Raw genomic sequence first — 21,273 nt, forward strand, 5'->3', positions numbered from 1 at the left:
ACCGTGCGGGATCAGCCCTGTTCGGTCATCCCGACTTCGGATGCGCTAAACCGACGGCCGCCATACCAGCGGCGAAAACTTCCATCGGGTTGGCGGAAATAACGCGAGCCTTCGTGAAGAACTGGTGCGCCCAGTGACTGATAGGCCGCCCAGATTCCATAGACCATGGCAACCAGCGCCAGGACCTTGATCCACTCCATCGACTCGCCCTTTTATCTATTATGAGTCGAGGCTCGCTGTTGTCGTGGTCAATATCAAGTAAATACGTCGCTGCATCGCAGTAGGTTTATGCTGCGATGCCGTATTCAGTCGCCGATAGGTCGACTGAGCCACGGAGAATTCTTTAAGCCGAAGCGGCGTGGCCGTTCCGCCGCCCGTGTGATGCCGATCCGCGGCCCGACAACGACCGGCGCAGCCCTCGGCGTTCCGGTCAGCGCGAAAGGTGGCTCCAGAAGCGACGCGCCGTTCAGGCTCAGGTCGATGCCAAGCGCGCTGCACAATTTGCCCGGTCCCGAACAAAGCTGCCTTATCGGAAGCCCAAAACCGCGCCGTTCCTGCATGACATCCAGACCATGCAGGGGCTCCAACGCCCGGATCAGGACGGCGCTGCCCGAAGTACCGCATACGACATTCAGGCAGTGATGAAGGCCATAGATACGATACACATAAGCGTGGCCGACCAGTCCGAACATCGCCGCGTTCCGCGCCGTTCGCCCCGCAAAACTGTGCGAGGCCGGGTCGGCGGCATCATAGGCCTCCGTCTCGACGATCACCCCGCCGACGCCGTCGACGGTTAGCGTCACGCCGATCAGCGCGCGCGCCGCGTCGTCCACCTCGCTCTGATAAAAGTCGAGGGGGAGCGGTGTCATTTCTCTCCCGCGCGTAGATCGTACCAGACCGGTCCCTCCGCCAGAAGGTCGCCGAGACGCAGCACCGCTCCATCACGGACGACGGCCGTATCGCGCCAGTCGATGGTACCGTGCTCGTCCATCAACGGCTCCAGACGCAGACCGAAGACACAGGTCAGGACGGCGTCATCGTACCGCCGCTCGAAGGCGATGACCCGGTCGCGACCATGGCCGGTGACGGCAAGCGGATGATAGGTGCCGTGCGTGAACAGGTCGGGATGCTGGCGACGCAGGCCTAGCAGATCGGCCATAAGCTTTTGTTTCGGCGCCGACCCGTCAGCCAAGGCCGCCTCGCGCGCAGGATAGTCGACAGGACGGCGATTGTCGGGATCGACTAGGCTCAGATCGGCGAACTCCGTCCCCTGATAGCAGTCCGGCACACCCGGCACCGTATAGCGCAGCGCAACCTGGACGAGCGAATTCGCGTCGGCGGACGGACGGATGCGGTGGAGGAGTGCGGCCATTCCTTCCCGGAATTCCGCCCCTTCGTCGCCATCGATCAACGTCTTTGCGAGACGGTTGCAGCGTGCCTCATAGTCGGTGTCGGGGTCTTCCCAGGACGACCGGAGCTTGGCCTCCCGCAGCGCCTTTTCCTGCCAAGCGGCAATCCGTTCGGCAAAGTCGCCCAGTTCGCCGGGTTCGGGCCAAGTGCCGACCAGCGTCTGGATCAGCATATACCAGTCGGCCGGATCGACCCCTTCGGCAAGATTCAGCGTCTGCATCCGCCAAGCCTCGACCTGGCGTCGCCAATCCTCCGGCATGGCGCTGAGGACCGCCAGCCGGGCGCGGACATCCTCTCCGCGCTTGTGATCATGGGTAGCGGTGGTCAGCATCGCCAGCGGAAAGCGCTCCGCACGGCCCTTCATCCGGTCATGAAAAGCTGCGATCGACAGGCTGAGCCGCGCTGCGTCGAACCCGACATCGTTGCGAGAGAGCAAGGTCGCGTGACGATAAAAGGCGGTGTCCTCGACCGCCTTGGCCGCGATGGGGGCCGAAAGCTGCTGAAAACGCCTGACCGCTTCTCCAAGCCGTTCGCGGTCGCCGGGCCCGGACCCCGCCAGCCATTCCAGCATCTGGTCGACGACAAAGGCCTCTCCGGGGGGCAATAGCGGCTCGACCCGTTCGCGCGCCATTCGGCGGATGGCTTCATCGGACGAAGGCGCATCCGGGCCATAGGTCCGATAGACCGGAAAGACCCACAGCAGCCGCTCGATTGCCCGTCGCAGCATCGGGGTGGTGATCGCCCCCTCCAGTTCCCGCGCGGAAGTGGTCAGCGCTGCGAAGGCCGCGACGCACTGGTCCAGTTGTCCGGCGAACTGCCACGCGAGCAGGTCCTGCCGCGCCTGGAGTTCCTCCGGCGCGAACTGGTCCGAACGGCCGCTCAATTGTGCCCAGAGCTCGGCGAGCGGCCTGGTGCCCTCGGGCGCGTGGAGCAGGGCCGATACCTCCTCCATGAAGTCATAGCCGCTGGTGCCGTCGACGCCCCAATCTTTGCCCATGGACTCGTCGGCCGCGAGGATTTTTTCGACGACGATATAGGCGCGGTTGCCATCGTCTCGCGCGATGGCGTCGAAGCGCGCGCGCAGCTTGCGGCAATAGCCGATCGGGTCGGTCAGTCCGTCGACATGGTCGATCCGGACGCCGTCGATCCATCCTTGCTCATAAAGCCGGAAATAAAGGGCATGGGTGTCTTCGAAGACCTGATCGTCTTCGACGCGCAGCCCCGCCAGATCGTTGATCGTGAAAAAGCGCCGCCAGTTGAGTTCGTCGTTTGATACCCGCCACGACGCCAGGCGATAATGCTGGCGATCGAGCAAGGCCGCTAGGTCCTGCGTCTCGGCCCCGTCCTGATCCTCATCCCGGATCGGCAGGCGATGCTCGCCATAGGCGACGACCTCGGCACGGCCGTCGCGGCGCTCGACGACGATCTGGCCCTCCGCCAAGACCTTGTTCAGCGGCTCGCCAAGGATCGGCAGGACGAGCTTGCGGGACCAGTCGATATCGAAAAAGCGTGCGAAGCGGCTTGCCTGACCTTTGGCCAGCACGTCGTTCCACCAGCCATTGCCGCCGCCCGCCACGCCCATATGATTGGGCACGATGTCGATGATGACACCCATGCCGCGTGCCCTGGCGGCCTCGGCGAGGGACCGGAAGGCTTCTTCGCCGCCCAGTTCCGGATTGATCCGCGTCGGGTCGATGACGTCGTATCCGTGCATCGATCCAGCCGCCGCCGTGGTGATCGGCGAGGCATAGACATGGCTGATCCCCAGCGTGTCGAGATAGGGCAGCAGGGCTTCCGCTCGGGCGAAGGGGAAGTCCTTGTGAAACTGAAAGCGATGGGTGGCGCGCGGCGTCATGGGCGACGTCCTTCGATAAAGCGGGTCAGCGGGCTTTGAGTATGGCGATGCGCGTCGCGACCTCGGGCGTGGCGAGCGAGCGATCGAGCGTATCGGGCAGGCGACGACGCCAATTCGGATGCTCGTCGATGGTGCCGGGGAGATTGGGCTGCTCGTCCAGCCCCAGCAGATCCTCGACCGGCACGATGGCCAGCGGACACGGCGTTTCCGCGACGGCGGCGATGGCGGCATCGACCGTGACGGCGGGTTCGTCGGGTTCCGGTGCGCCGTTGCCGATCGCCTGCCATAGGGCGGTGCGTTCCCGGGCACGGTCCGCGCTGTCATCCGGCGAGACGGGCCGCCCGGCGATATGCGCGCGCCATTCCAGATCGCGGCTCTTCCACCATCCGGCAACGGTCGCGATGTCGTGGGTGGCGGTCATCGCTATCGCCTGCTCGCTCCACGTCTCGGCTGGAAGGAACGCGCCGTCCGCATCCCGCTCGAACGGCAGGACGCGCATGCCGAGCATTCCGGCCTTCGCCATGATGTCGCGAAAGCCGGGCGGCACGGTGCCCAGGTCCTCACCGATCACGATGGCTCCGCGCCCCTGATTGGCCCGATGCGCCTCGATGCGCAGGATGCGCAGCATGTCGGCAAAGGGCATCGCCAGATAGGCACCCTGATCGGCTGGAGCGCCGTCCGGCACGACCCAAAGGCGACATAGCCCCAACGCATGGTCGATGCGGATGCCGCCAGCATGGGCGAAGACCGCACGCAGCGTATCGATGAACGGCGCAAAGCCCTGTCGCCGCAGCGCGAAGGGCGACAGGGCGGTGATCCCCCAATTCTGGCCATCGGGACCGAGCGGATCGGGCGGGGCACCGATCGACAGCCCGTTCAGCAACTCACCGCGTCGGCTCCAGCCATCCGCGCCGTTCATGGCGACCCCGATGGCGAGGTCGGCGATCAATCCAATCGCCATGCCGTTGCCGCGTGCCGTGTCCGCCGCGTCGCGAAGCGCCCGGTCGGCCCACCATTGGGCAAAGGCGTAGAAGCGAATGGCGTCGACATGCTCGGCGGCGAAACGCGCGACCGTTTCGCTGGCGGGATCGCGATACTCTTCCGGCCAGTCGGGCCAGCCGCTCGCCCGGTCACGGCCATGGAAATAGGCGTGGAGCGCATCGAACCGAGCCTGCAATTCCAGCCGTTCACCGCCCTCCGCCCGCCAGCGTTCAAAGGCTTGGCTTTGCAGCGTGTCGAGCTGATCGTAAACGATGCGTAGGTCCCGCATCCGATCCGGCGCGGCGCTTTGCCAGTCGATCAGGGCAGGGGTGTCAGCCACCGGCTCGCCGGCGGGGGCCAGCCAGACGTTGCGGAACAACCGGCTGGACGGGGCATAGGGGCTGAAGCGCGCGGCGTCGGCGGGGAACAGCGCGTGGACGGGGCTGATCGCCAGAGCGGCAGCACCGGCTCGGCCCAGCGCCTTGGCGGCGCTGGCCAGACCGGCGAAGTCGCCAAAGGCTCCGCCGCCTTCGCGCAAGGATGGGATCTGGACGGCGCTGCCCCAATGCCTGCCCGACGGTGGGACCGGACAGCGGTGCGGGGCGATGGCAATCGTCCATTGCCGCTCGCCCTGTTCCAGCCGGTGATAACCAGGCTGGAGAATGGCTGGCAGCATCCGGGCCCGGATCGAGACCGACACTATTTCGCCACCCTCCAGGGTCAGCCGTGCGGCCCCGTCGCGGCAGACGTCGGGAAGGGGGATTTGCTGGCCGAGTTCACCAGAGACGAATACAGGCTCGCCGATATCGGTATCGAGCCGATCCAGGATCGCCGCCAACGCCTCGTCGGAGACGGTCTGGTCCTGTCCCTTGGCGTCCTGCCAGTGACGTGACAGTCCGGCGGCTTCGGCGCGGGTGTGGAGATCGCTCATTTGGCGATCCATGCGGCGAAGCGATCGCCTTCCTGGTAGATCAACTGGCCTTCATCCGCGGCGATCGCTTCGGGCGCTTCGCCCAGGTCGATCAGGATGGTCAGCGTCGCGCCATCGGCCATGCGCCATCGTGCCTTGACCTGGGCGGTCCCGATCACATCGGCCGCCAGACCCACCGCCCCCTTCAGGCGCGGCATGATATGAACTTGCCGGAGCGCCAGCAGTTCGCGGTATAGCGCGCGCCACTCCCCGGCCTGGGGACCGGGCTCGGGGATCGAGCTGTCGAAAGTGCTGCGGGCATTGGGGTCGGGGATGCGCTTGCGCGCTTCCTCGTCGGCGAAGGCGTCGAACTTGGCGAACTCGCGTCGGCGCCCTTCACGCACCGCATCGGCCAGTTCGTCATGGAAGTCGGTGAAGAACAGGAAGGGACTTTCACTCCCCTCGTCCTCGCCCATGAACAGCAGCGGGATTTGCGGACCGAGCAGCAGCAACGCGGTCGCCGCGCGGAGCCGCTCGCGATCGGTCAGGCGGATCAGCCGCTCGCCCATCGCCCGGTTGCCGACTTGGTCATGGTTCTGAAGAAACGCGACGAAGGCCGTGCTGGGCAGATCGCCCGACGGTTTGCCGCGTGGGCGGCCGTCATGATTGGGCGAGCCTTCGCCCTGATAGATGAAGCCCTCCTTCAGGCAACGCGCCAACCGCTCGGCCGCATGATCGGCGAAGTCACCATAATAGGCGCTGGTCTCGCCGGTCAGTAGAACGTGCAGGACATTGTGGAAATCGTCATTCCACTGAGCGTCATAACAACCGGCGCGCAGGCGGTCGGCGTCGTTCTTCTCATTCTCCAGGACCAGATGGACGTGCCGTTCGGGGAAAGCGGCGCGGATCTCGCTCGCCATCCGGTCGAGGAAGCCGTCATTCTCGATGGCGTGAACCGCATCGAAACGTAATCCGTCGATGCGATAATCGCGCAGCCACATCAGGGCATTGTCGACAAAGAAGCGATGCACCGGATCGGCATCGACCGCCACCGCGCCGCCCCAGGGGGTGTCGACCTCCTTGTGGAAGAAGGCACTGGCATAGGCGTCCAGATAATTTCCGTCCGGCCCGAAGTGATTATACACCACGTCGAGGAAGACCGAGAGGCCCAGGCCATGCGCCGTGTCGACCAGCGTCTTCAGCTCGGCGGGTGAGCCATAGGGCTCGGCCACGGCATAGGGCAGGACGCCGTCATAGCCCCAGTTGCGGGTGCCGCCGAATGCGTTGACCGGCATCAGTTCGATCGCGGTGATCCCCGACGCCGCGATGGCGGGCAGCTTCTGGCGAATGCCCTCAAAGCCACCCAGCGTCCCGGCATGGACTTCGAGCAGCACCGTCTCCTCCCAGGGCCGCCCGCGCCATTCGGTGGCGCTCCAGGCAAAGGCCGGGTCGACCACCACGCTCCATCCATGGACGCCGCCCGTTTGAAGCCGGGAGGCGGGGTCGGGCACCGCCAAATCCTTATCGAGGCGGAAGCGATAGCGACTTCCCGCAACCGCTGGGGCGGTGGCGGAAAACGATCCCTCTTCGTCGCGATCCATCGATACCGAAGGCGCGCCGTCGATCTCCAGCGTCACCGCGTCACGATCCGGCGCCCAGAGCCGGAACAGCGTATCCGCGCCCTCGCGCAGTTCAGGCCCCCAGTTGGTCATGCCTCGGCCGTGTCCCGCCAGGTGATGAGCACCGCACTCTGCGGTCCGACCTCATAGCTGTCGCCGATCTCGACCTCGCCCTGTTCGGGCTTGGCGCTGTCGATCAGCACGGTACGCGCGGCATGGGGCGGGGGCAGGGTGAAGGTGATCGGATCGGGCGACGCATTGAGCAGCAGCGAAACCGCCTCGATGCCGCCATCCTCGGTCGCGGACGCGCGCCGCATCATCAGGGCACGCCCCTCGGGATTGTCCCAATCCTCGGGGCTCAGCTGCTCGCCGCGCTCGTCCCACCATTCGATGTCGTTGATGCCATGGCCAGGCGTATCCTGCCCATAGAGGAAGCTGGGCGAGCGCAGGACGGGATAGCGGCGGCGCAATTCGGCCAGTCGCGCGGTGAAGGCGATCATCCCCTCACCCTCGTCCGATGCGGCAGCCTTCCAGTCGAGCCAGCTGATCTCGTTATCCTGGCAATAGGCGTTGTTGTTGCCGTGTTGCGTGCGGCCGAACTCGTCGCCCGCCACGATCATCGGCGTGCCCAGCGAGGCAAGCAGGGTCGTCATCATCGAGCGCATCACACGGCCACGCGCCGCCTTGATATTCTCGTCCTCGGTCGGCCCCTCTGCGCCCCAATTGCGCGAGTAGTTCTCCGAATGACCGTCGCGATTGTCTTCCTTGTTCGCTTCGTTGTGACGCTGTTCGTACATGACGGTATCGGCCAGCGTGAAACCGTCATGGGCGGCGAGCATGTTCAGGCTGGCCCAGGGACGCCGCGCGCGACGGTCGAACAAGTCACCGGAACCCGACAGCCGCGCCGCCAGATCGCCGCGCTGCCCGGCATCGCCGCGCCAGAATTTGCGCACCGTGTCGCGATACTTGTCGTTCCATTCCGAAAAGCCCGGCGGGAAATTGCCCAGCTGATAGCCGCCCGGCCCGACATCCCATGGCTCGGTCAGCAGCTTGAGCCGCCCGAGCACCGGGTCCTGCCGCAGCACGTCGAAGAACGCCGCACCCGGATCGAAACCCGTCGCCTCGCGACCCAGCGTCAGGCCGAGATCGAAGCGGAAACCGTCGATCCCGAAGCTCGTCGCCCAATAGCGCAGCGAGTCCGTCACCATCTGAATTACCCGCGCCTTGGACAGGTTCAGCGTGTTGCCGGTGCCGGTATCGTTGATCGTATAGCGCGGCTGATCCTGGACCAGTCGGTAATAGCTGGCATTGTCCAGCCCGCGCCACGACAGCGTCGGTCCCTTCTCCGACCCCTCGCAGGTGTGGTTGTAGACGACGTCGAGAATGACCTCGATCCCCGCCTTGTGCAGCTTGTGAACCGCGCGACGCAGCTCGTCCTGAGTGTCGGTCGCGAAATAGGCCTGCTCGGGCGCGAAGAAACCGAGGGTGTTGTAACCCCAATAATTGCGCAGGCCCTTTTCCTGAAGGAAGCGGTCCTGGGTGAAGCTGTGGATCGGCAGCAGTTCGATCGCGGTGACGCCGATCCGCTTCAGATGCTTGATGACCGCCGGATGGCCGAGCCCCGCATAGGTGCCCCGCTCACGCGGAGGAACCAGTTCCATCAGCTTGGTCAGGCCCTTCACATGGGCTTCGTAGATGACCGTTTCGGACCAGGGCGTGTTCGGCTTCACGTCGCGGGACCAGTCGAAATGATCGTCGACCACCACGGCCTTGGGCATGGCGGCGGCGCTGTCGCGCTTGTCGAAGCTCAGATCCTCTTTCTTCGACCGGATTTGATAGCCATGGAGCGCATCGGTCCATTTGATCTCCCCGTGCAGCTTGCGGGCATAGGGGTCGAGCAGCAGCTTGTTCGGGTTGAAGCGATGCCCGGCCTCCGGCTCGTAGCGACCATGCGCGCGATAGCCGTAGAGCAGACCCGGCCCAACATCGGGCAGATAGCCGTGCCAAACCTCGTCGGTGCATTCGGGCAGCGTATAGCGCTTGAGTTCGCGCTTCCCTTGGGGGTCGAAAATGCACAGTTCGATCCGGTCGGCATTGGCGGAAAAAACGGCAAAATTCACCCCTTCGCCGTCGAAGCTGGCACCCAACGGATAGGCGGAGCCGGGCAGAATCTGTTCGGGCAAATCGGTCAAAGGGGCTCTCCGGCAAAAGTCGAACGACTATGCGTGTGGCAGTTTCGATAAGAAGCGGGGTGCTATGGCCCGGTGGCGTTCCGCAAACGGAAGCCACCGGGCATAGGTCATGCGGTCTTGGTGCGCGGCTTTCGGGGCGCCTTGGGCTTCGGCTCCGCCGCGATGGTCTGCGGTGCAGCGTCGGCCTTCTTCCGCCGTGCGGCCGGTTTGGCCGGGGCGGCGGGGTCTTCCGGGGCCACTTCGGTCAACTCCCGTTCGGCCTGCTCCCAATGGTCGCAGTCACGACCATGCGGTTCGCCTTCCGATTGCCAGATGCCATATGCGCGTTGCCGAAGCTGGTCTTCCCGGTCTTTCATCGTCACCTCCCTATCGTGACTCGCAATTTGTTATCGCGACCGTAACGATTGGATCGGCCATAACGCTCCCGGAAAAACGCGTTGATGCGGATCAATTGCCCGTCGGCGATTTCGCTTTCACCTGTTCGGGCGGGGTGACGGCCGACAGCGTCTGACGCTGGCTTTCGGGATCGATGCGGCGCGTGCGGGTGAAGGGGGGCAGTTCGACGCGCCCGCCGGTCTTCATCGCGGTCACGATACCCTCGATCACGCGCAGGTCGGAAAGGCCTTCCTCGGCATCCGGCTCGGGATCGCGGTCGTTCAGGATGCAATCCGAGAAATAGCGCATCTCGCCACCAAAATGGTCGGTATGCTTGAACTTCTCGTGGCTTTGCTTGTCGCCGATGGTCAGGTTCTGCTCGATGCCCGACTGGAAGCCATAGGCCGGACTCATATGGATCGAACCCTTCATGCCCGCGATGATCAGGCTGTCGATATTGTTCATCGCATAGCTGACGGTGAAGCTGGCCAGCTTGTCGCCCGGCATCCGCAGCACGACCGCGAAGGTATCGTCCAGATCGCCCAGGCCCGCGCTCGGCTGGCGCGTGGCGACCGCGCTCTCGACGGCGACCGGTTCGGCCCCGAACAGATAGCGGATCGCGTTGATGGGATAGGGGGCCATGTCGAACAGCGGCCCGGCCTCCAGACCGTGCTTCGCCCGATGATTATCGGGGTCGAGCTTCTGCCCGAAACAGGACGTGAAGCCGACCAGCTCGCCCAGATCGCCATTGCGGATCTTCTCGATCGCATCGAGCGTACCCGGCTCGAAATGCAGGCGATAGGCCGTCATCAGCTTGGCCTTGGAACGGCGCTCGGCATCCTGGATCGCGCGCGCCTTCTCGCTCGAGATTTCCAGCGGCTTTTCGCACAGGACATGGATACCGGCATCGAGCGCGGGGATGGCGAACTCCGCATGGCGCCAGTTGGGCGTGCCGAGATAGATCGCATCGCAGACTCCGGCGGTCAGCAGCTTGTCGAACTCGTTATAGGAATAGACATGCTCGACGCCGTATTTTTCGGCCAGCAATCTGCCCTTCTCCGCATCGCCCGTGACGATCGCGGTCAGCTCCGAATTACCGGTGTGCTTGATGCCGGGCAGCATCGCCGATTGGGTGATGTCGCCCGCGCCAACGACCGCATAGCGAACCTTCTTCGTGCCGAAACCGAATGCCGATGCCAGGCTCATGGCCGTTCTCCCAAATATAAGACGCCAAATTTCGTAACGGTTGCTGCAACGCGCCAATCCGGGGAAGGTCCCACGGAGATATTATGGTTTTGGCGAGTTTCCATCGCCTAACCTGCATCAACGGAGACGCGCCCTCGTGACTTTACCCGATCAGCATCCCGAGCCGCTTCGTGACGCCGACGGGTTTCTGGACCTAGAAAACTATGCTGCGCTGGGCGACGGGCGCAGCGTCGCTTTGAGCGGTGCGGATGGCGCCATCGACTGGTGGTGCGTACCCAATATGGACTCCGCGCCTCTTTTCGACCGGCTGCTCGACGGCGCACGCGGCGGCACTTTTTCCATCACGCCGATCGAACCGTTCACCGTCGAGCGACGCTATCGGCCGGACAGCAATGTGCTGGAAACGATCTTCATCACGGCGAGCGGTCGCGCGAAGCTGGTCGAGTCGCTGAACAGCGGCCCGGCGGGGCGGCTGCCCTGGGCGGAACTGGCGCGGCGGGTGGAGGGGCTGGACGGATTTGTCCGCTTCGCCATCACTTTGCGCTTCAGCCGCCGGGCGGATACGGTCAGCCCCTATTTTGCGCCTGCGGGCGGGCATAACGTCTTTCACGTCGACCGGGTGCTGGGCGTGTTCCGCCATTGCGGCGGCGTGACGATCGATACGGTCGAGGACGGCCTGGTCACCGGTACGGCGGCGGTCGGGCCGGGGGATCGCGCCCGGATCGCCATCATCGCAGGCGAGGACGAGCCGCTGGTCTGTCAGGATATCGAGCAGATCGACGCGCGGATCGACCTGTCGGATTTCGAATGGCGGCAATGGACCCAGGGGCTGAAGGTGCCGGAGATGCACCGCGATCGCATCCTGCGCAGCGCGTTGGCGCTCAAGCTGCTGCTCTATTCACCCACGGGCGCGATCACGGCGGCGGCAACGACCTCGTTGCCTGAGGGGATCGGCGGCGAGAAGAATTACGACTATCGCTACGCCTGGGTCCGCGACGCAGGCTATACGATCAAGGCGTTCCTGCGCATCGGCGCGCATGGCGAGGCCAAGGCTGCCTTTACCTGGCTGCTCAAGCGGCTGGGCGAGGGCGATCCGCAGGTCTGCTACACGCTGGACGGTTGCCCGGTCCCTGAGGAGCGCGAAATCGCCGTCAGTGGTTATCGACAATCCAAGCCGGTGCGCGTCGGCAATCTGGCGGGCGGCCAGCACCAGCATGGCATCTACGGCGATATTTTCGAGACCGCGAGCCGTTTCGTTGCGTGCGGCAATTTCCTGGATACCTCCAGCGCCGAGACGCTGTCGCATCTGGCCGATGCGTGCGCCGATCACTGGCGGCTCCCCGATGCGGGCATCTGGGAACTGCCTGAGGAACGGCATTACACCATGTCCAAGATCAGCTGCTGGCAGGCGCTGGCCCGTGCGGTCGAGCTGGCGGACGAAGGACAGATTCCGACGACCTGCCGCGACCGCTGGATGCGCGAGCGCGACAGGATCGAGGCATGGATCGGCGAGCATTGCTGGTCGGAAAGGCGCGGGGCCTATCTGATGCACCCCGACAGCGACGCGCTCGATGCCAGCCTGGCTTTGGCGGTACGCTTCCGTTTTGATGGGCAGGATCGCCTGGCACGCACACTCGACGCGCTGGACAGGGAGCTCGCGTCGGGCGCTTTCCATTACCGCTATACCGGCGTCGAGAAGGAGGAGGGCTGTTTCCTCGCCTGCACCTTCTGGATGATCGAGGCGCGTGCGATACTCGGGCAGCATGAGGTGGCACAAGCTGCGTTCGACGCCGCGACCAAGGCGTTGGATAGCCATGGCGCGGGGCTCTATGCCGAAATGATAGACCCCAAGACGGGGCATTATCTAGGGAATATGCCGCAGGGCCTCACCCATCTTGCGGTGATCCAGGCTGCGGCGACCTTGGCCGGCGAGGAATTGTAGCGGTGGCCCCTAATCCGTAAAACGGCCCCGCTGCGCAAATCCTGAACCGTGTCGGGATCTGCGCAGCGGGATGGTCAGCGGTTCGGCTGACGGGCCTTCTCAGTCCAGGTCATTCTCGCTGACGACGACCAGCGATTGCTCCATGTCGCGGCCGAGGGCAGTCAGCGCCGCTTCGAGAATATCGTCGGAATAACGCTCGAACAGTTCGACCGCGTCGCCTTCGGGCACGTCCCCGCTCAGCGCTTCCAGCATGTCATACTGGACCGCGAACTGATATTCCTCGCCGTCGAGTTCCCCGACGAACTCGACCTGCCGGTCCGACACATTGTCCTCGACCGTGCCGCTTACGATCGTCAGCGTTTCTTCCGCCATGGCATTCCTTCCCGAGAGTTGCTGCGTCGGGGACGCCGCAAACGGCCTTGGGTTCCCTCATTCCCGGCTTATTTGACCCGGCGCCAGCGTTGTTCGCGGCAACCCAGGCTGCCCAGCAGGCATCCCTCGCCGACCAAGGTGCGGGCGTCGATCTGGGTGATCGTGCCCTGAACCTCACGGCCGATATCGGGGACATAGACCGTGCCCGACCAACGGCCCGGCTCTTCCTCCTCGAAGTCGCTGAACAGCTGCGTGCCGACCAATCGTGGCGAGCCGCCCCGCGCGGCATCCGCCTTGGCCTGCTCGCTCGCCCAGACGACCGTCCCGCACATCAGTTCGGCATCGGGCCCGCGTCCGCACGGCGCAAAGCGGACCTGCACCGTGTTCGACGGATTGGCCCAGGTCCCGGCCGGAACCCGCGCATCCGCCGCACTCGTCGTCAACCCGATCCCCATGACGGCCGCCACGATACCCGTCGCCCGCAAAAGACCCATCTTCATTGCCTGTCCTATCCCGATGCAAGTCACTGTCAGAACGGGAATATGGGAAGCCGCCTGTATGAAAGCAAAACGGCCGACGGGTTGCCCCGTCGGCCGCTTCGATCAGACCAGAGCTGGTCCTATTACGACGCGCGCTTGGCGAGTTCCTTGTTGATGCCCAGCGCCGCCAGCGTGCCGATCGCACCCGACAGCAGATAGGCGCCCACGGCCATCAGCCCGAAATTGCTCGACAGCAGCAAGGCGGCCAGCGGCGCAAAGCCTGCACCGATCAGCCAGGCGAGATCCGACGTGATCGCCGCACCCGTATAGCGACGCAGCGGCGAGAAACCCGAATTGATCGCACCCGACGACTGGCCGAAGCCCAGGCCGAGCAGCAGGAAGCCGAGGACGATGTAGATCGTCTCGCCGGTGCCGCCCTGGCTGAGCAGCTGCGGCGCGAAACCGGCATAGGCGGCGATTGCGGCGGCCGACAGGCCCAGCAGCGTACGGCGACCGACCCGGTCGGCGATCTTGCCCGACGCCAGGATCGCGAACACGCCGACGATGCTGCCGACGATCTCGATCATCATGAAGTCCTGCGGGCGTTCCTTGTTGAACAGGACGACCCAGGACAGCGGGAACACGGTGACGATGTGGAACATCGCGAAGCTGGCCAGCGGCGCGAACGCACCCAGGAACACCGTGCGGCCCTCGGTGCTCAGCGTCTCGCCGACCGGCGCAGGCTGAAGCTCGCGGGTTTCGAACAAGCGCTGGAACTCGGGGGTCGCAACGATACGCAGGCGGGCGAACAGCGCCACCACGTTGATCGCGAACGCCACGAAGAACGGATAGCGCCAACCCCAGTCCAGGAAATCGGCGGTGCTGAGCGTCGTCAGGAAGAAGGCGAACAGGCCGTTGGCGACCAGCAGGCCGAGCGGCGCGCCCAGCTGCGGGATCATCGCATACCAGCCGCGACGACGCTCCGGCGCGTTCAGCGACAGCAGCGAGGGCAGACCGTCCCAGGCACCGCCCAGCGCCAGACCCTGCATGATACGGAAGATGCCGAGCAACACCGCGGCCGAACTGCCGATCTGGGCATAGCCGGGCAGGAAGGCGATCGCCATGGTCGAGCCACCGAGCAGGAACAGCGCGATGGTCAGCTTGACGCCGCGGCCCAGATTGCGGTCGACCGCCATGAAGATGAAGGTCCCGATCGGACGTGCGATGAACGCCAGCGAGAACAGCGCGAACGAATAGATCGTGCCGGTCAGCGCATCGACATACGGGAAGATCAGCGACGGGAACACCAGCACCGAGGCGATGGCGTACACGAAGAAGTCGAAGAACTCCGACGTACGCCCGATGATGACGCCGATGGCGATATCGCCCGGCGCGACATGGTGCGGATCGCGGGCATTGACCAGCCGCGCGTCCCGCTCAAGGGGCGTCGAGGTCGATGCGGTTAACTCTGCGCTCATCAGCTGCCAGTCCTGACTTCTTCCAAGTTATTGAAGCGGATCAGTTGCAGTGCAAAAAGACCACGCATGACCGCCATTGTGCTGCGCCTATGCGCCTTTCCGGGCGATGGGGGGATTGGACAAACTGTCCAATGTGCGCAGGTGCAGCAAAGGCGTAGCGGCCCCTGTCATATGTCTCATTCGTCGAGCCTTGCGCGCCTGCGCCCTCTTCGCTGGGCCGCCTTGCCCCTCCTGGCCATGCTGGGGGGATGCGACGCGGTCGTGCTCAACCCTGCCGGTGACGTCGCCGTGCAGCAACGCGATCTGGTGCTGATCGCGACGGCCCTGATGCTGCTCATCATCATTCCGGTGATGGCGCTGACGGTGCTGTTCGCGTGGCGCTATCGCAAGAGCAATACCGAAGCCGAATATGATCCGGAGTTCGACCACTCCACCATGCTGGAGCTGGTGATCTGGTCGGCGCCGCTGCTCATCATCATCTGCCTGGGCGCGGTGACGTGGACCAGCACCCATCTGCTCGATCCCTATCGCCCGATCGAGCGCACCGCGCCGGGTCAGCCGGTCGCGGCGGGCGTCAAGCCGCTTGAAGTCCAGGTCGTCGCGCTCGACTGGAAGTGGCTGTTCATCTATCCGGAGCAGGGCATCGCGACGGTCAACGAACTGGCGCTGCCGGTCGACCGGCCCGTCGAGTTCCGCCTGACCGGCACCTCGGTGATGAACGCCTTCTACGTGCCCGCGATGGCAGGCATGATCTACACCATGCCCGGCATGGAGACGAAGCTACACGCGGTCCTGAACCGCGAGGGCACGTTCAAGGGGCTGTCGTCGCACTATAGCGGTGCGGGCTTCTCGGGCATGAACTTCCCGGTCTTCGCGCTTCAGTCGAGCGGCTTCGACCAGTGGGTCGAGAAGGTCCGCACGTCGCAGGCCGGGCAGGGCAAGGGCCAGGGTCAGCTGACCCGTGCGGCCTTCCTGACGGTCGAGAAGCCGAGCGAGTATGTCCCCGCGATGTACTATAGCGGCGTTCAGGGCGGCCTGTTCGACCGCGTCGTCAACCGCTGCGTCGCGGACAATACCCCCTGCATGTCGGACGTGATGATGCACGACCGCATGACCGGTGGCGGCGATCCGCACAAGATGAAGGTCGGCGAGGGCAATCCGCCCGTCAACAACACCGGCCCGATGCACGGGGATCGGACCAAGGGCGCGCTCGAAAAGTCGCCCGAGGAAATCGAGGTCTCGCCGCACCAGAGCCTGGAGCCCACGCCGTCGAACGGCGCGCAGGATGCCGGTGAGATGAAGAACCGCCGCATGTCCTTCCTTTCCATCCCGCAGACCCCCGGCCCGCAGACCTTTGGTCATGCCGGTGCGGGTCGCGGCTGAGGCACGCCATCATGGAACACATCATAAAGACCATCTTCGGACGGCTATCGATCGAGTCGCTGCCGATCCACGAGCCCATCGTCGTCGGCACCTTCCTGGGCGTCGCGGTCGGCGGGATCGCGGTGCTGGCGCTCATCACCAAGTTCAAGCTGTGGGGCTATCTCTGGAAGGAGTGGTTCACCACCGTCGATCACAAGCGGATTGGGATCATGTACATGATCCTGGGTATCGTGATGCTGCTGCGCGGCTTTGCCGACGCGCTGATGATGCGTGGGCAGCAGGCCATCGCGTTCGGCGACAACCAGGGCTTCCTGAACTCGCACCACTATGATCAGGTGTTCACCGCCCACGGCGTCATCATGATCTTCTTCGTGGCGATGCCGATCATCACCGGCCTGATGAACTATGTCGTGCCGCTCCAGATCGGCGCCCGCGACGTGTCCTTCCCGTATCTCAACAATCTGAGCTTCTGGATGACCGCGGGCGGCGTTGTGCTGGTCATGGCATCGCTGTTCATCGGCGAGTTCGCGCGCACCGGCTGGCTGGCCTTCCCGCCCTTGTCGGAGCTCGATTTCAGTCCCGATGTCGGTGTCGACTATTATATCTGGGCCTTGCAGGTGGCGGGTGTCGGTACGACCCTGTCGGGCATCAACCTGATCGCGACCATCATCAAGATGCGCGCGCCGGGCATGACCATGATGAAGCTGCCGGTGTTCTGCTGGACCTCGCTGTGCGCGAACGTCCTGATCGTCGCCAGCTTCCCCGTGTTGACCGCCACGCTCGTCCTGCTGTCGCTCGACCGTTATGTCGGCACCAACTTCTTCACGAACAATCTCGGCGGCAACCCGATGATGTACGTGAACCTGATCTGGATCTGGGGCCACCCGGAGGTGTACATCCTGATCCTGCCGCTGTTCGGCGTGTTTTCGGAAGTCACCTCGACCTTCTCGGGCAAGCGTCTGTTCGGCTACACCTCGATGGTCTACGCCACGATCGTCATCACGATCCTGTCGTACCTGGTCTGGCTGCACCACTTCTTCACCATGGGGTCCGGCGCCAGCGTCAACTCGTTCTTCGGCATCACCACCATGGTGATCTCGATCCCGACGGGGGCGAAGATCTTCAACTGGCTGTTCACCATGTACAAGGGGCGCATCCGGTTCGAGCTGCCGATGATGTGGACCATCGCGTTCATGCTGACCTTCTCGATCGGCGGCATGACCGGCGTTCTGCTGGCCGTTCCGCCTGCCGACTTCGTGCTGCACAACTCGCTGTTCCTGATCGCGCACTTCCACAACGTGATCATCGGCGGCGTGCTGTTCGGCGCCTTCGCCGCGATCAACTACTGGTGGCCCAAGGCCTTCGGGTTCAAGCTCAACCAGTTCTGGGGCAAGGTGTCGTTCTGGCTGTGGGTCATCGGCTTCTGGGTCGCCTTCACGCCGCTCTATATCATGGGTCTGATGGGCGTGACGCGTCGTCTGCACCATTTCGAGGACCCGTCGCTCCAGATCTACTTCATCGTCGCCCTGCTTGGTGCGCTGATGATCGCGGGTGGCATCGGGGCCTTCCTGGTTCAGATCGGCGTGTCGATCTGGAAGAAGGAAGAACTGCGCGACGTGACCGGCGATCCCTGGGACGGCCGCACCCTGGAATGGGCGACCTCGTCGCCGCCGCCGGACTACAACTTCGCGTTCACGCCCGTCATCCATGAGTTGGATGCCTGGTACGACATGAAGGACAAGAAGGCGGAGGCGCCGGTGGACGGCTATCGTCCGATCCACATGCCGAAGAACACGGGCACCGGCGTTATTATCGCCGCCCTGTCGACGGCCGCCGGGTTCGGCATGATCTGGTACATGTGGTGGCTCGCCGCCTTTGGCCTGATCGGTGTCGTCGTCGTCGCCATCTGGCACACGTTCAACTATGACCGCGACTATTACATTCCCGTCGAGGAAGTCGTGGCTACGGAAAGCGAGCGGCGCCGTCTGCTCGGGCAGGGGGCCTGATCCATGTCGACCGACGTTCTGAGCGCCGATCCGGCCAAGAACCCGACCTATTATCTGGTCGAGGACGAGGATCATCATCACGAATCCGGTGGCTCGACGGCCATCGGCTTCTGGATGTACCTGATGAGCGACTGCCTCATCTTCGCCATCCTGTTCGCCACCTATGGCGTGCTGGGCACCAGCTATGCCGGCGGTCCGACCCCGCGGGAGATTTTCGAGCTCCCGCTGGTCGCGCTCAACACCTCGATGCTGCTGCTGTCGTCGATCACCTATGGCTTCGCCATGATCGCGATGGAGAAGAACCAGAAGTCGAACACGCTGATCTGGCTGGGCATTACCGGCTTGTTCGGTCTCGCCTTCCTGTCGATCGAACTCTACGAATTCGCCAACCTCATCCATGAGGGTGCGGGTCCGCAGCGTTCGGCCTTCCTGTCGTCCTTCTTCACGCTGGTCGGTACGCACGGTCTGCACGTCACCTTCGGTTCGATCTGGCTGGTCACGCTGATGGTGCAGGTCGGTCGCTTCGGCCTGATCGAGGCGAACAAGCGCCGCCTGATGTGCCTGTCGATGTTCTGGCACTTCCTGGACGTCGTCTGGATCGGCGTCTTCACCTTTGTCTATCTGCTCGGAGTTCTCCGGTGAGCGCGCACAAGCCCCACGGTCACGGCGATCACGCCAATCTGGACCATGATCTCCACTCGCATGGCGACACGCACGGTCATGGCTCGATGAAGGGCTATATGATCGGGTTCGTGCTGTCGGTGATCCTGACCGCCATCCCGTTCTGGGCGGTCATGACCGGTGCGCTGGGCGATACCCAGACGACCGCGCTGGTCATCATGGGTCTCGCCTTCGTCCAGATCGTCGTCCACATGATCTACTTCCTCCACATGAACACCAAGTCGGAGGGTGGCTGGACGATGATGGCGCTGGTCTTTACGGCCGTGCTGGTCGTCATCACGCTCAGCGGATCGATCTGGGTCATGTATCACATGAACACCAACATGATGCCGGACATGGCCGCCCAGCTGGGCGGCGGCATGTAATGGCCGATGCTGGCGTGAGCGGCGAGCGGCGTGGCCGTTCGCCACTGACGCTGGCGATCCTGACTGCGATCGGCGTGGCGCTGATCGCGGCTTTTCTTTCGCTCGGGCTCTGGCAGTTGCAGCGCCGGGTCTGGAAGCTAAACCTGATCGCGACGGTGGAGGCGAGGCTCCAGGCCCCTCCCGTCGCGGCTCCCCCCACGGCTCAGGCCTCCGACGCCTATACCCGCGTGACGGCCGAGGGGCGTTTTCGCAACGACCGCGAAACCTATGTCCAGGCCGTGACCGAGCGAGGGCCGGGTTTCTGGGTACTGACCCCGTTGGTCGGCCCCCGGTTTACCGTGCTGGTCAATCGCGGCTTCGTGCCCGCCGAAAAGCGGGCCGATCATAGCCGCCCCGATGGTCCCGTTCGTGTCACCGGGTTGTTGCGCGTTACGGAGCCGGGTGGTGCCTTCCTCCGGTCGAACGACCCTGCGGCCGATCGCTGGTATTCGCGCGATGTCGCCGCGATTGCCGAGGCAAAGCGGCTCGGCCGGGTCGCGCTCTATTTCATAGATGCCGACAAGACGCCCAATCCCGGCGGTTATCCGGTCGGCGGGCTGACCGTCGTGGCGTTCCGGAACAGCCATCTTTCCTATGCCCTGACCTGGTTCGCCCTGGCGATCCTGACGGCGGTCGGCATCGTCATTCTCTGGCGGCGGGGCCGGGAGTGACGTCGGGCGATCCGCCCTTCCTGCCCTTTACCGTGCGCCCCCGCGAGCCCGACGCGGCTGCGGGCACCGCCAATATGCGCCAGCTTATCCACCTGCGCTGGATGGCGGTGGCGGGGCAGTTGATAACCATCCTGTTCGTCAACCGCGTCATGGGGGTTCAGCTCCCCATTCCGGCGATGATGGGCGTGCTGGTGATGGCGGCCGCGATCAATCTGCTCAGCTATTTCCGGCTGCGCTTCCACCGGATCACCAATACCGAATTGCTTTTCGCGCTGATGTTCGACGTCGGCACGCTGACGCTTCAGCTGTTCCTGGCGGGCGGTGCGACCAATCCGTTCATATCGCTCTATCTGATCCAGGTGGTCCTGGGCGCGGTGCTGCTGGAGACGTGGTCGGCCTGGGCGCTGGCGGGGATTACCGGGCTTTGTTTTGGCTTGCTGTCGCTCCATCACCGGCCGCTCGCCTTTCCGCCATGGCTGTTCGGCGACATTGCCGGACTGCATACGCTGGGCAACTGGCTGGGCTTTGCGCTGGTCACGGGGTTGCTGATCCTGTTCGTCACGCGGATCAGCCACAATATGCGCCTCAGCGCCGCCCGGTTGGCGGACCTGCGTCAGCAGGCGTCGGAGGAGGAGCATATCGTCCGCATGGGCCTGCTCGCCTCGGGCGCGGCGCATGAGCTGGGCACACCGCTGGCCAGCCTGTCGGTGATCCTCAGCGACTGGCGGCGCGTCCCCAAGCTACGCGACGATGCCGAACTGATGGGCGAGATCGCCGAGATGCAGGCCGAGGTGCAGCGCTGCAAGGCGATCGTGACCCGCATCCTGCAATCGGCGGGCGAACCCCGCGGCGAGGCGGCCGAACTGTCGGAGGTCGGACGCTTCATCGACACCATCGTCGACGAATGGCGACAGAGCCACGCCCAGGTCGCGCTCGATTACCAGCGGAGCGACGACGACGCCGCGATCGTCTCCGACCCCGCGATCAAGCAGGCGGTCTGGAATGTCCTGGACAATGCCGCCGAAGCCTCGCCGCAGTGGGTCGGCCTGACTGTTGCGCGCGAGGGCGGGGCGGTGGCGGTTCGCGTCACCGATCGCGGGCCGGGCTTTACCCCGGCGACATTGTCGCAGGTCGGGCGACCACAACAATCGACCAAGGGCGAGGGGCACGGCGTCGGCCTGTTCCTCGTGTCCAGTGTCGTCCGCAAGCTGGGCGGCCGGGTCGAGGCGGCGAACCGGGCCGAGGGTGGCGCGATCGTCACGCTCACCCTACCTTTGAGTATGATCGGCGTATCGGATCGGGAGTAGAA

At 64.4% G+C, this 21,273-nt stretch carries 18 protein-coding genes; 7 read left to right on the forward strand and 11 right to left on the reverse strand.

The genetic code is table 11. The annotated features are described in order from the left end of the window. Positions 1-11: 11 nt before the first annotated feature. The 8 genes from ACQR50_RS08445 to ACQR50_RS08480 all read right to left on the reverse strand — a co-directional run bounded on the left by ACQR50_RS08445 (position 12) and on the right by ACQR50_RS08480 (position 10,548). A complete protein-coding gene (locus tag ACQR50_RS08445) occupies positions 12-200 on the reverse strand; it encodes a hypothetical protein (RefSeq protein ID WP_428970593.1) in 189 nt (62 codons plus the stop codon). A gap of 105 nt (positions 201-305) precedes the next feature. Next, positions 306-869 carry a DNA-3-methyladenine glycosylase gene (locus ACQR50_RS08450; RefSeq protein ID WP_428970594.1) on the reverse strand — a complete coding sequence of 188 codons (564 nt, stop codon included), beginning with the start codon at positions 867-869 and terminating at the stop codon, positions 306-308. Then, positions 866-3,265, reverse strand: coding sequence for a malto-oligosyltrehalose synthase (treY, locus tag ACQR50_RS08455; RefSeq protein ID WP_428970595.1), 2,400 nt, complete (start codon positions 3,263-3,265; stop codon positions 866-868). The genes ACQR50_RS08450 and treY overlap by 4 nt, the downstream gene beginning before the upstream one ends. 25 nt (positions 3,266-3,290) lie before the next feature. After that, positions 3,291-5,177 (reverse strand): 4-alpha-glucanotransferase, encoded by a 1,887-nt coding sequence (gene malQ / locus ACQR50_RS08460; protein WP_428970596.1) that lies wholly within the window; start codon positions 5,175-5,177, stop codon positions 3,291-3,293. Then, positions 5,174-6,868: a malto-oligosyltrehalose trehalohydrolase gene (treZ, locus tag ACQR50_RS08465; protein WP_428970597.1), complete on the reverse strand. Its 1,695-nt coding sequence runs from the start codon at positions 6,866-6,868 to the stop codon at positions 5,174-5,176. The genes malQ and treZ overlap by 4 nt, the downstream gene beginning before the upstream one ends. Beyond that, positions 6,865-8,967 carry a glycogen debranching protein GlgX gene (glgX, locus tag ACQR50_RS08470; protein WP_428970598.1) on the reverse strand — a complete coding sequence of 701 codons (2,103 nt, stop codon included), beginning with the start codon at positions 8,965-8,967 and terminating at the stop codon, positions 6,865-6,867. Before glgX ends, treZ begins: the two co-directional genes overlap by 4 nt. 107 nt (positions 8,968-9,074) lie before the next feature. Beyond that, the gene (locus ACQR50_RS08475; RefSeq protein ID WP_428970599.1) at positions 9,075-9,323 is read right to left on the reverse strand and encodes a DUF2934 domain-containing protein; all 249 of its coding nucleotides are present in this window, start codon (positions 9,321-9,323) and stop codon (positions 9,075-9,077) included. A 91-nt stretch (positions 9,324-9,414) separates the two neighbouring features. After that, a complete protein-coding gene (locus ACQR50_RS08480; protein WP_428970600.1) occupies positions 9,415-10,548 on the reverse strand; it encodes a Gfo/Idh/MocA family protein in 1,134 nt (377 codons plus the stop codon). A 136-nt stretch (positions 10,549-10,684) separates the two neighbouring features. Between ACQR50_RS08480 and ACQR50_RS08485 the strand changes: the two genes are divergently transcribed. Further along, positions 10,685-12,490 carry a glycoside hydrolase family 15 protein gene (locus tag ACQR50_RS08485; protein WP_428970601.1) on the forward strand — a complete coding sequence of 602 codons (1,806 nt, stop codon included), beginning with the start codon at positions 10,685-10,687 and terminating at the stop codon, positions 12,488-12,490. Positions 12,491-12,589: 99 nt separating this feature from the next. Here ACQR50_RS08485 and ACQR50_RS08490 read toward each other — a convergent pair whose 3' ends face one another. The 3 genes from ACQR50_RS08490 to ACQR50_RS08500 all read right to left on the reverse strand — a co-directional run bounded on the left by ACQR50_RS08490 (position 12,590) and on the right by ACQR50_RS08500 (position 14,819). Continuing rightward, positions 12,590-12,862 (reverse strand): DUF1488 family protein, encoded by a 273-nt coding sequence (locus tag ACQR50_RS08490; protein WP_428970602.1) that lies wholly within the window; start codon positions 12,860-12,862, stop codon positions 12,590-12,592. A gap of 68 nt (positions 12,863-12,930) precedes the next feature. Continuing rightward, the gene (locus ACQR50_RS08495) at positions 12,931-13,362 is read right to left on the reverse strand and encodes a DUF2147 domain-containing protein (protein ID WP_428970603.1); all 432 of its coding nucleotides are present in this window, start codon (positions 13,360-13,362) and stop codon (positions 12,931-12,933) included. A gap of 122 nt (positions 13,363-13,484) precedes the next feature. Next, positions 13,485-14,819, reverse strand: a complete 1,335-nt coding sequence (locus ACQR50_RS08500; RefSeq protein WP_428970604.1) for an MFS transporter — start codon at positions 14,817-14,819, stop codon at positions 13,485-13,487. A 237-nt stretch (positions 14,820-15,056) separates the two neighbouring features. Here ACQR50_RS08500 and cyoA point away from each other — a divergent pair, with 237 nt between their 5' ends. The 6 genes from cyoA to ACQR50_RS08530 are packed head-to-tail and all read left to right on the forward strand — an operon-like array spanning position 15,057 to position 21,271. Beyond that, positions 15,057-16,202, forward strand: coding sequence for a ubiquinol oxidase subunit II (cyoA, locus tag ACQR50_RS08505; RefSeq protein WP_428970605.1), 1,146 nt, complete (start codon positions 15,057-15,059; stop codon positions 16,200-16,202). 11 nt (positions 16,203-16,213) lie between these two features. Continuing rightward, positions 16,214-18,208, forward strand: a complete 1,995-nt coding sequence (gene cyoB / locus ACQR50_RS08510; RefSeq protein ID WP_428970606.1) for a cytochrome o ubiquinol oxidase subunit I — start codon at positions 16,214-16,216, stop codon at positions 18,206-18,208. Between the two features lie 3 nt (positions 18,209-18,211). After that, positions 18,212-18,850, forward strand: a complete 639-nt coding sequence (gene cyoC, locus ACQR50_RS08515) for a cytochrome o ubiquinol oxidase subunit III (RefSeq protein WP_007403230.1) — start codon at positions 18,212-18,214, stop codon at positions 18,848-18,850. Continuing rightward, positions 18,847-19,254 carry a cytochrome o ubiquinol oxidase subunit IV gene (cyoD, locus tag ACQR50_RS08520; RefSeq protein WP_076716231.1) on the forward strand — a complete coding sequence of 136 codons (408 nt, stop codon included), beginning with the start codon at positions 18,847-18,849 and terminating at the stop codon, positions 19,252-19,254. Before cyoC ends, cyoD begins: the two co-directional genes overlap by 4 nt. After that, the gene (locus tag ACQR50_RS08525) at positions 19,254-19,964 is read left to right on the forward strand and encodes an SURF1 family protein (RefSeq protein WP_428970607.1); all 711 of its coding nucleotides are present in this window, start codon (positions 19,254-19,256) and stop codon (positions 19,962-19,964) included. The genes cyoD and ACQR50_RS08525 overlap by 1 nt, the downstream gene beginning before the upstream one ends. Beyond that, positions 19,961-21,271 carry an ATP-binding protein gene (locus ACQR50_RS08530; RefSeq protein ID WP_428967969.1) on the forward strand — a complete coding sequence of 437 codons (1,311 nt, stop codon included), beginning with the start codon at positions 19,961-19,963 and terminating at the stop codon, positions 21,269-21,271. Before ACQR50_RS08525 ends, ACQR50_RS08530 begins: the two co-directional genes overlap by 4 nt. Positions 21,272-21,273 lie beyond the last annotated feature (2 nt).

The organism is Sphingomonas sp. Xoc002, from assembly GCF_050408055.1.
Classification (GTDB): Bacteria; Pseudomonadota; Alphaproteobacteria; order Sphingomonadales; family Sphingomonadaceae; genus Sphingomonas; species Sphingomonas yabuuchiae.

What these genes read in the sequence shown, in the direction of transcription:
- ACQR50_RS08445 (WP_428970593.1), bottom strand. Translation starts at nt 200, where the DNA reads ATGGAGTGGATCAAGGTCCTGGCGCTGGTTGCCATGGTCTATGGAATC.
- ACQR50_RS08450 (WP_428970594.1), bottom strand. Translation starts at nt 869, where the DNA reads ATGACACCGCTCCCCCTCGACTTTTATCAGAGCGAGGTGGACGACGCG.
- treY (WP_428970595.1), bottom strand. Translation starts at nt 3,265, where the DNA reads ATGACGCCGCGCGCCACCCATCGCTTTCAGTTTCACAAGGACTTCCCC.
- malQ (WP_428970596.1), bottom strand. Translation starts at nt 5,177, where the DNA reads ATGAGCGATCTCCACACCCGCGCCGAAGCCGCCGGACTGTCACGTCAC.
- treZ (WP_428970597.1), bottom strand. Translation starts at nt 6,868, where the DNA reads ATGACCAACTGGGGGCCTGAACTGCGCGAGGGCGCGGATACGCTGTTC.
- ACQR50_RS08475 (WP_428970599.1), bottom strand. Translation starts at nt 9,323, where the DNA reads ATGAAAGACCGGGAAGACCAGCTTCGGCAACGCGCATATGGCATCTGG.
- ACQR50_RS08480 (WP_428970600.1), bottom strand. Translation starts at nt 10,548, where the DNA reads ATGAGCCTGGCATCGGCATTCGGTTTCGGCACGAAGAAGGTTCGCTAT.
- ACQR50_RS08490 (WP_428970602.1), bottom strand. Translation starts at nt 12,862, where the DNA reads ATGGCGGAAGAAACGCTGACGATCGTAAGCGGCACGGTCGAGGACAAT.
- ACQR50_RS08495 (WP_428970603.1), bottom strand. Translation starts at nt 13,362, where the DNA reads ATGAAGATGGGTCTTTTGCGGGCGACGGGTATCGTGGCGGCCGTCATG.
- ACQR50_RS08500 (WP_428970604.1), bottom strand. Translation starts at nt 14,819, where the DNA reads ATGAGCGCAGAGTTAACCGCATCGACCTCGACGCCCCTTGAGCGGGAC.
- cyoA (WP_428970605.1), top strand. Translation starts at nt 15,057, where the DNA reads ATGCTGGGGGGATGCGACGCGGTCGTGCTCAACCCTGCCGGTGACGTC.
- cyoB (WP_428970606.1), top strand. Translation starts at nt 16,214, where the DNA reads ATGGAACACATCATAAAGACCATCTTCGGACGGCTATCGATCGAGTCG.
- cyoC (WP_007403230.1), top strand. Translation starts at nt 18,212, where the DNA reads ATGTCGACCGACGTTCTGAGCGCCGATCCGGCCAAGAACCCGACCTAT.
- ACQR50_RS08525 (WP_428970607.1), top strand. Translation starts at nt 19,254, where the DNA reads ATGGCCGATGCTGGCGTGAGCGGCGAGCGGCGTGGCCGTTCGCCACTG.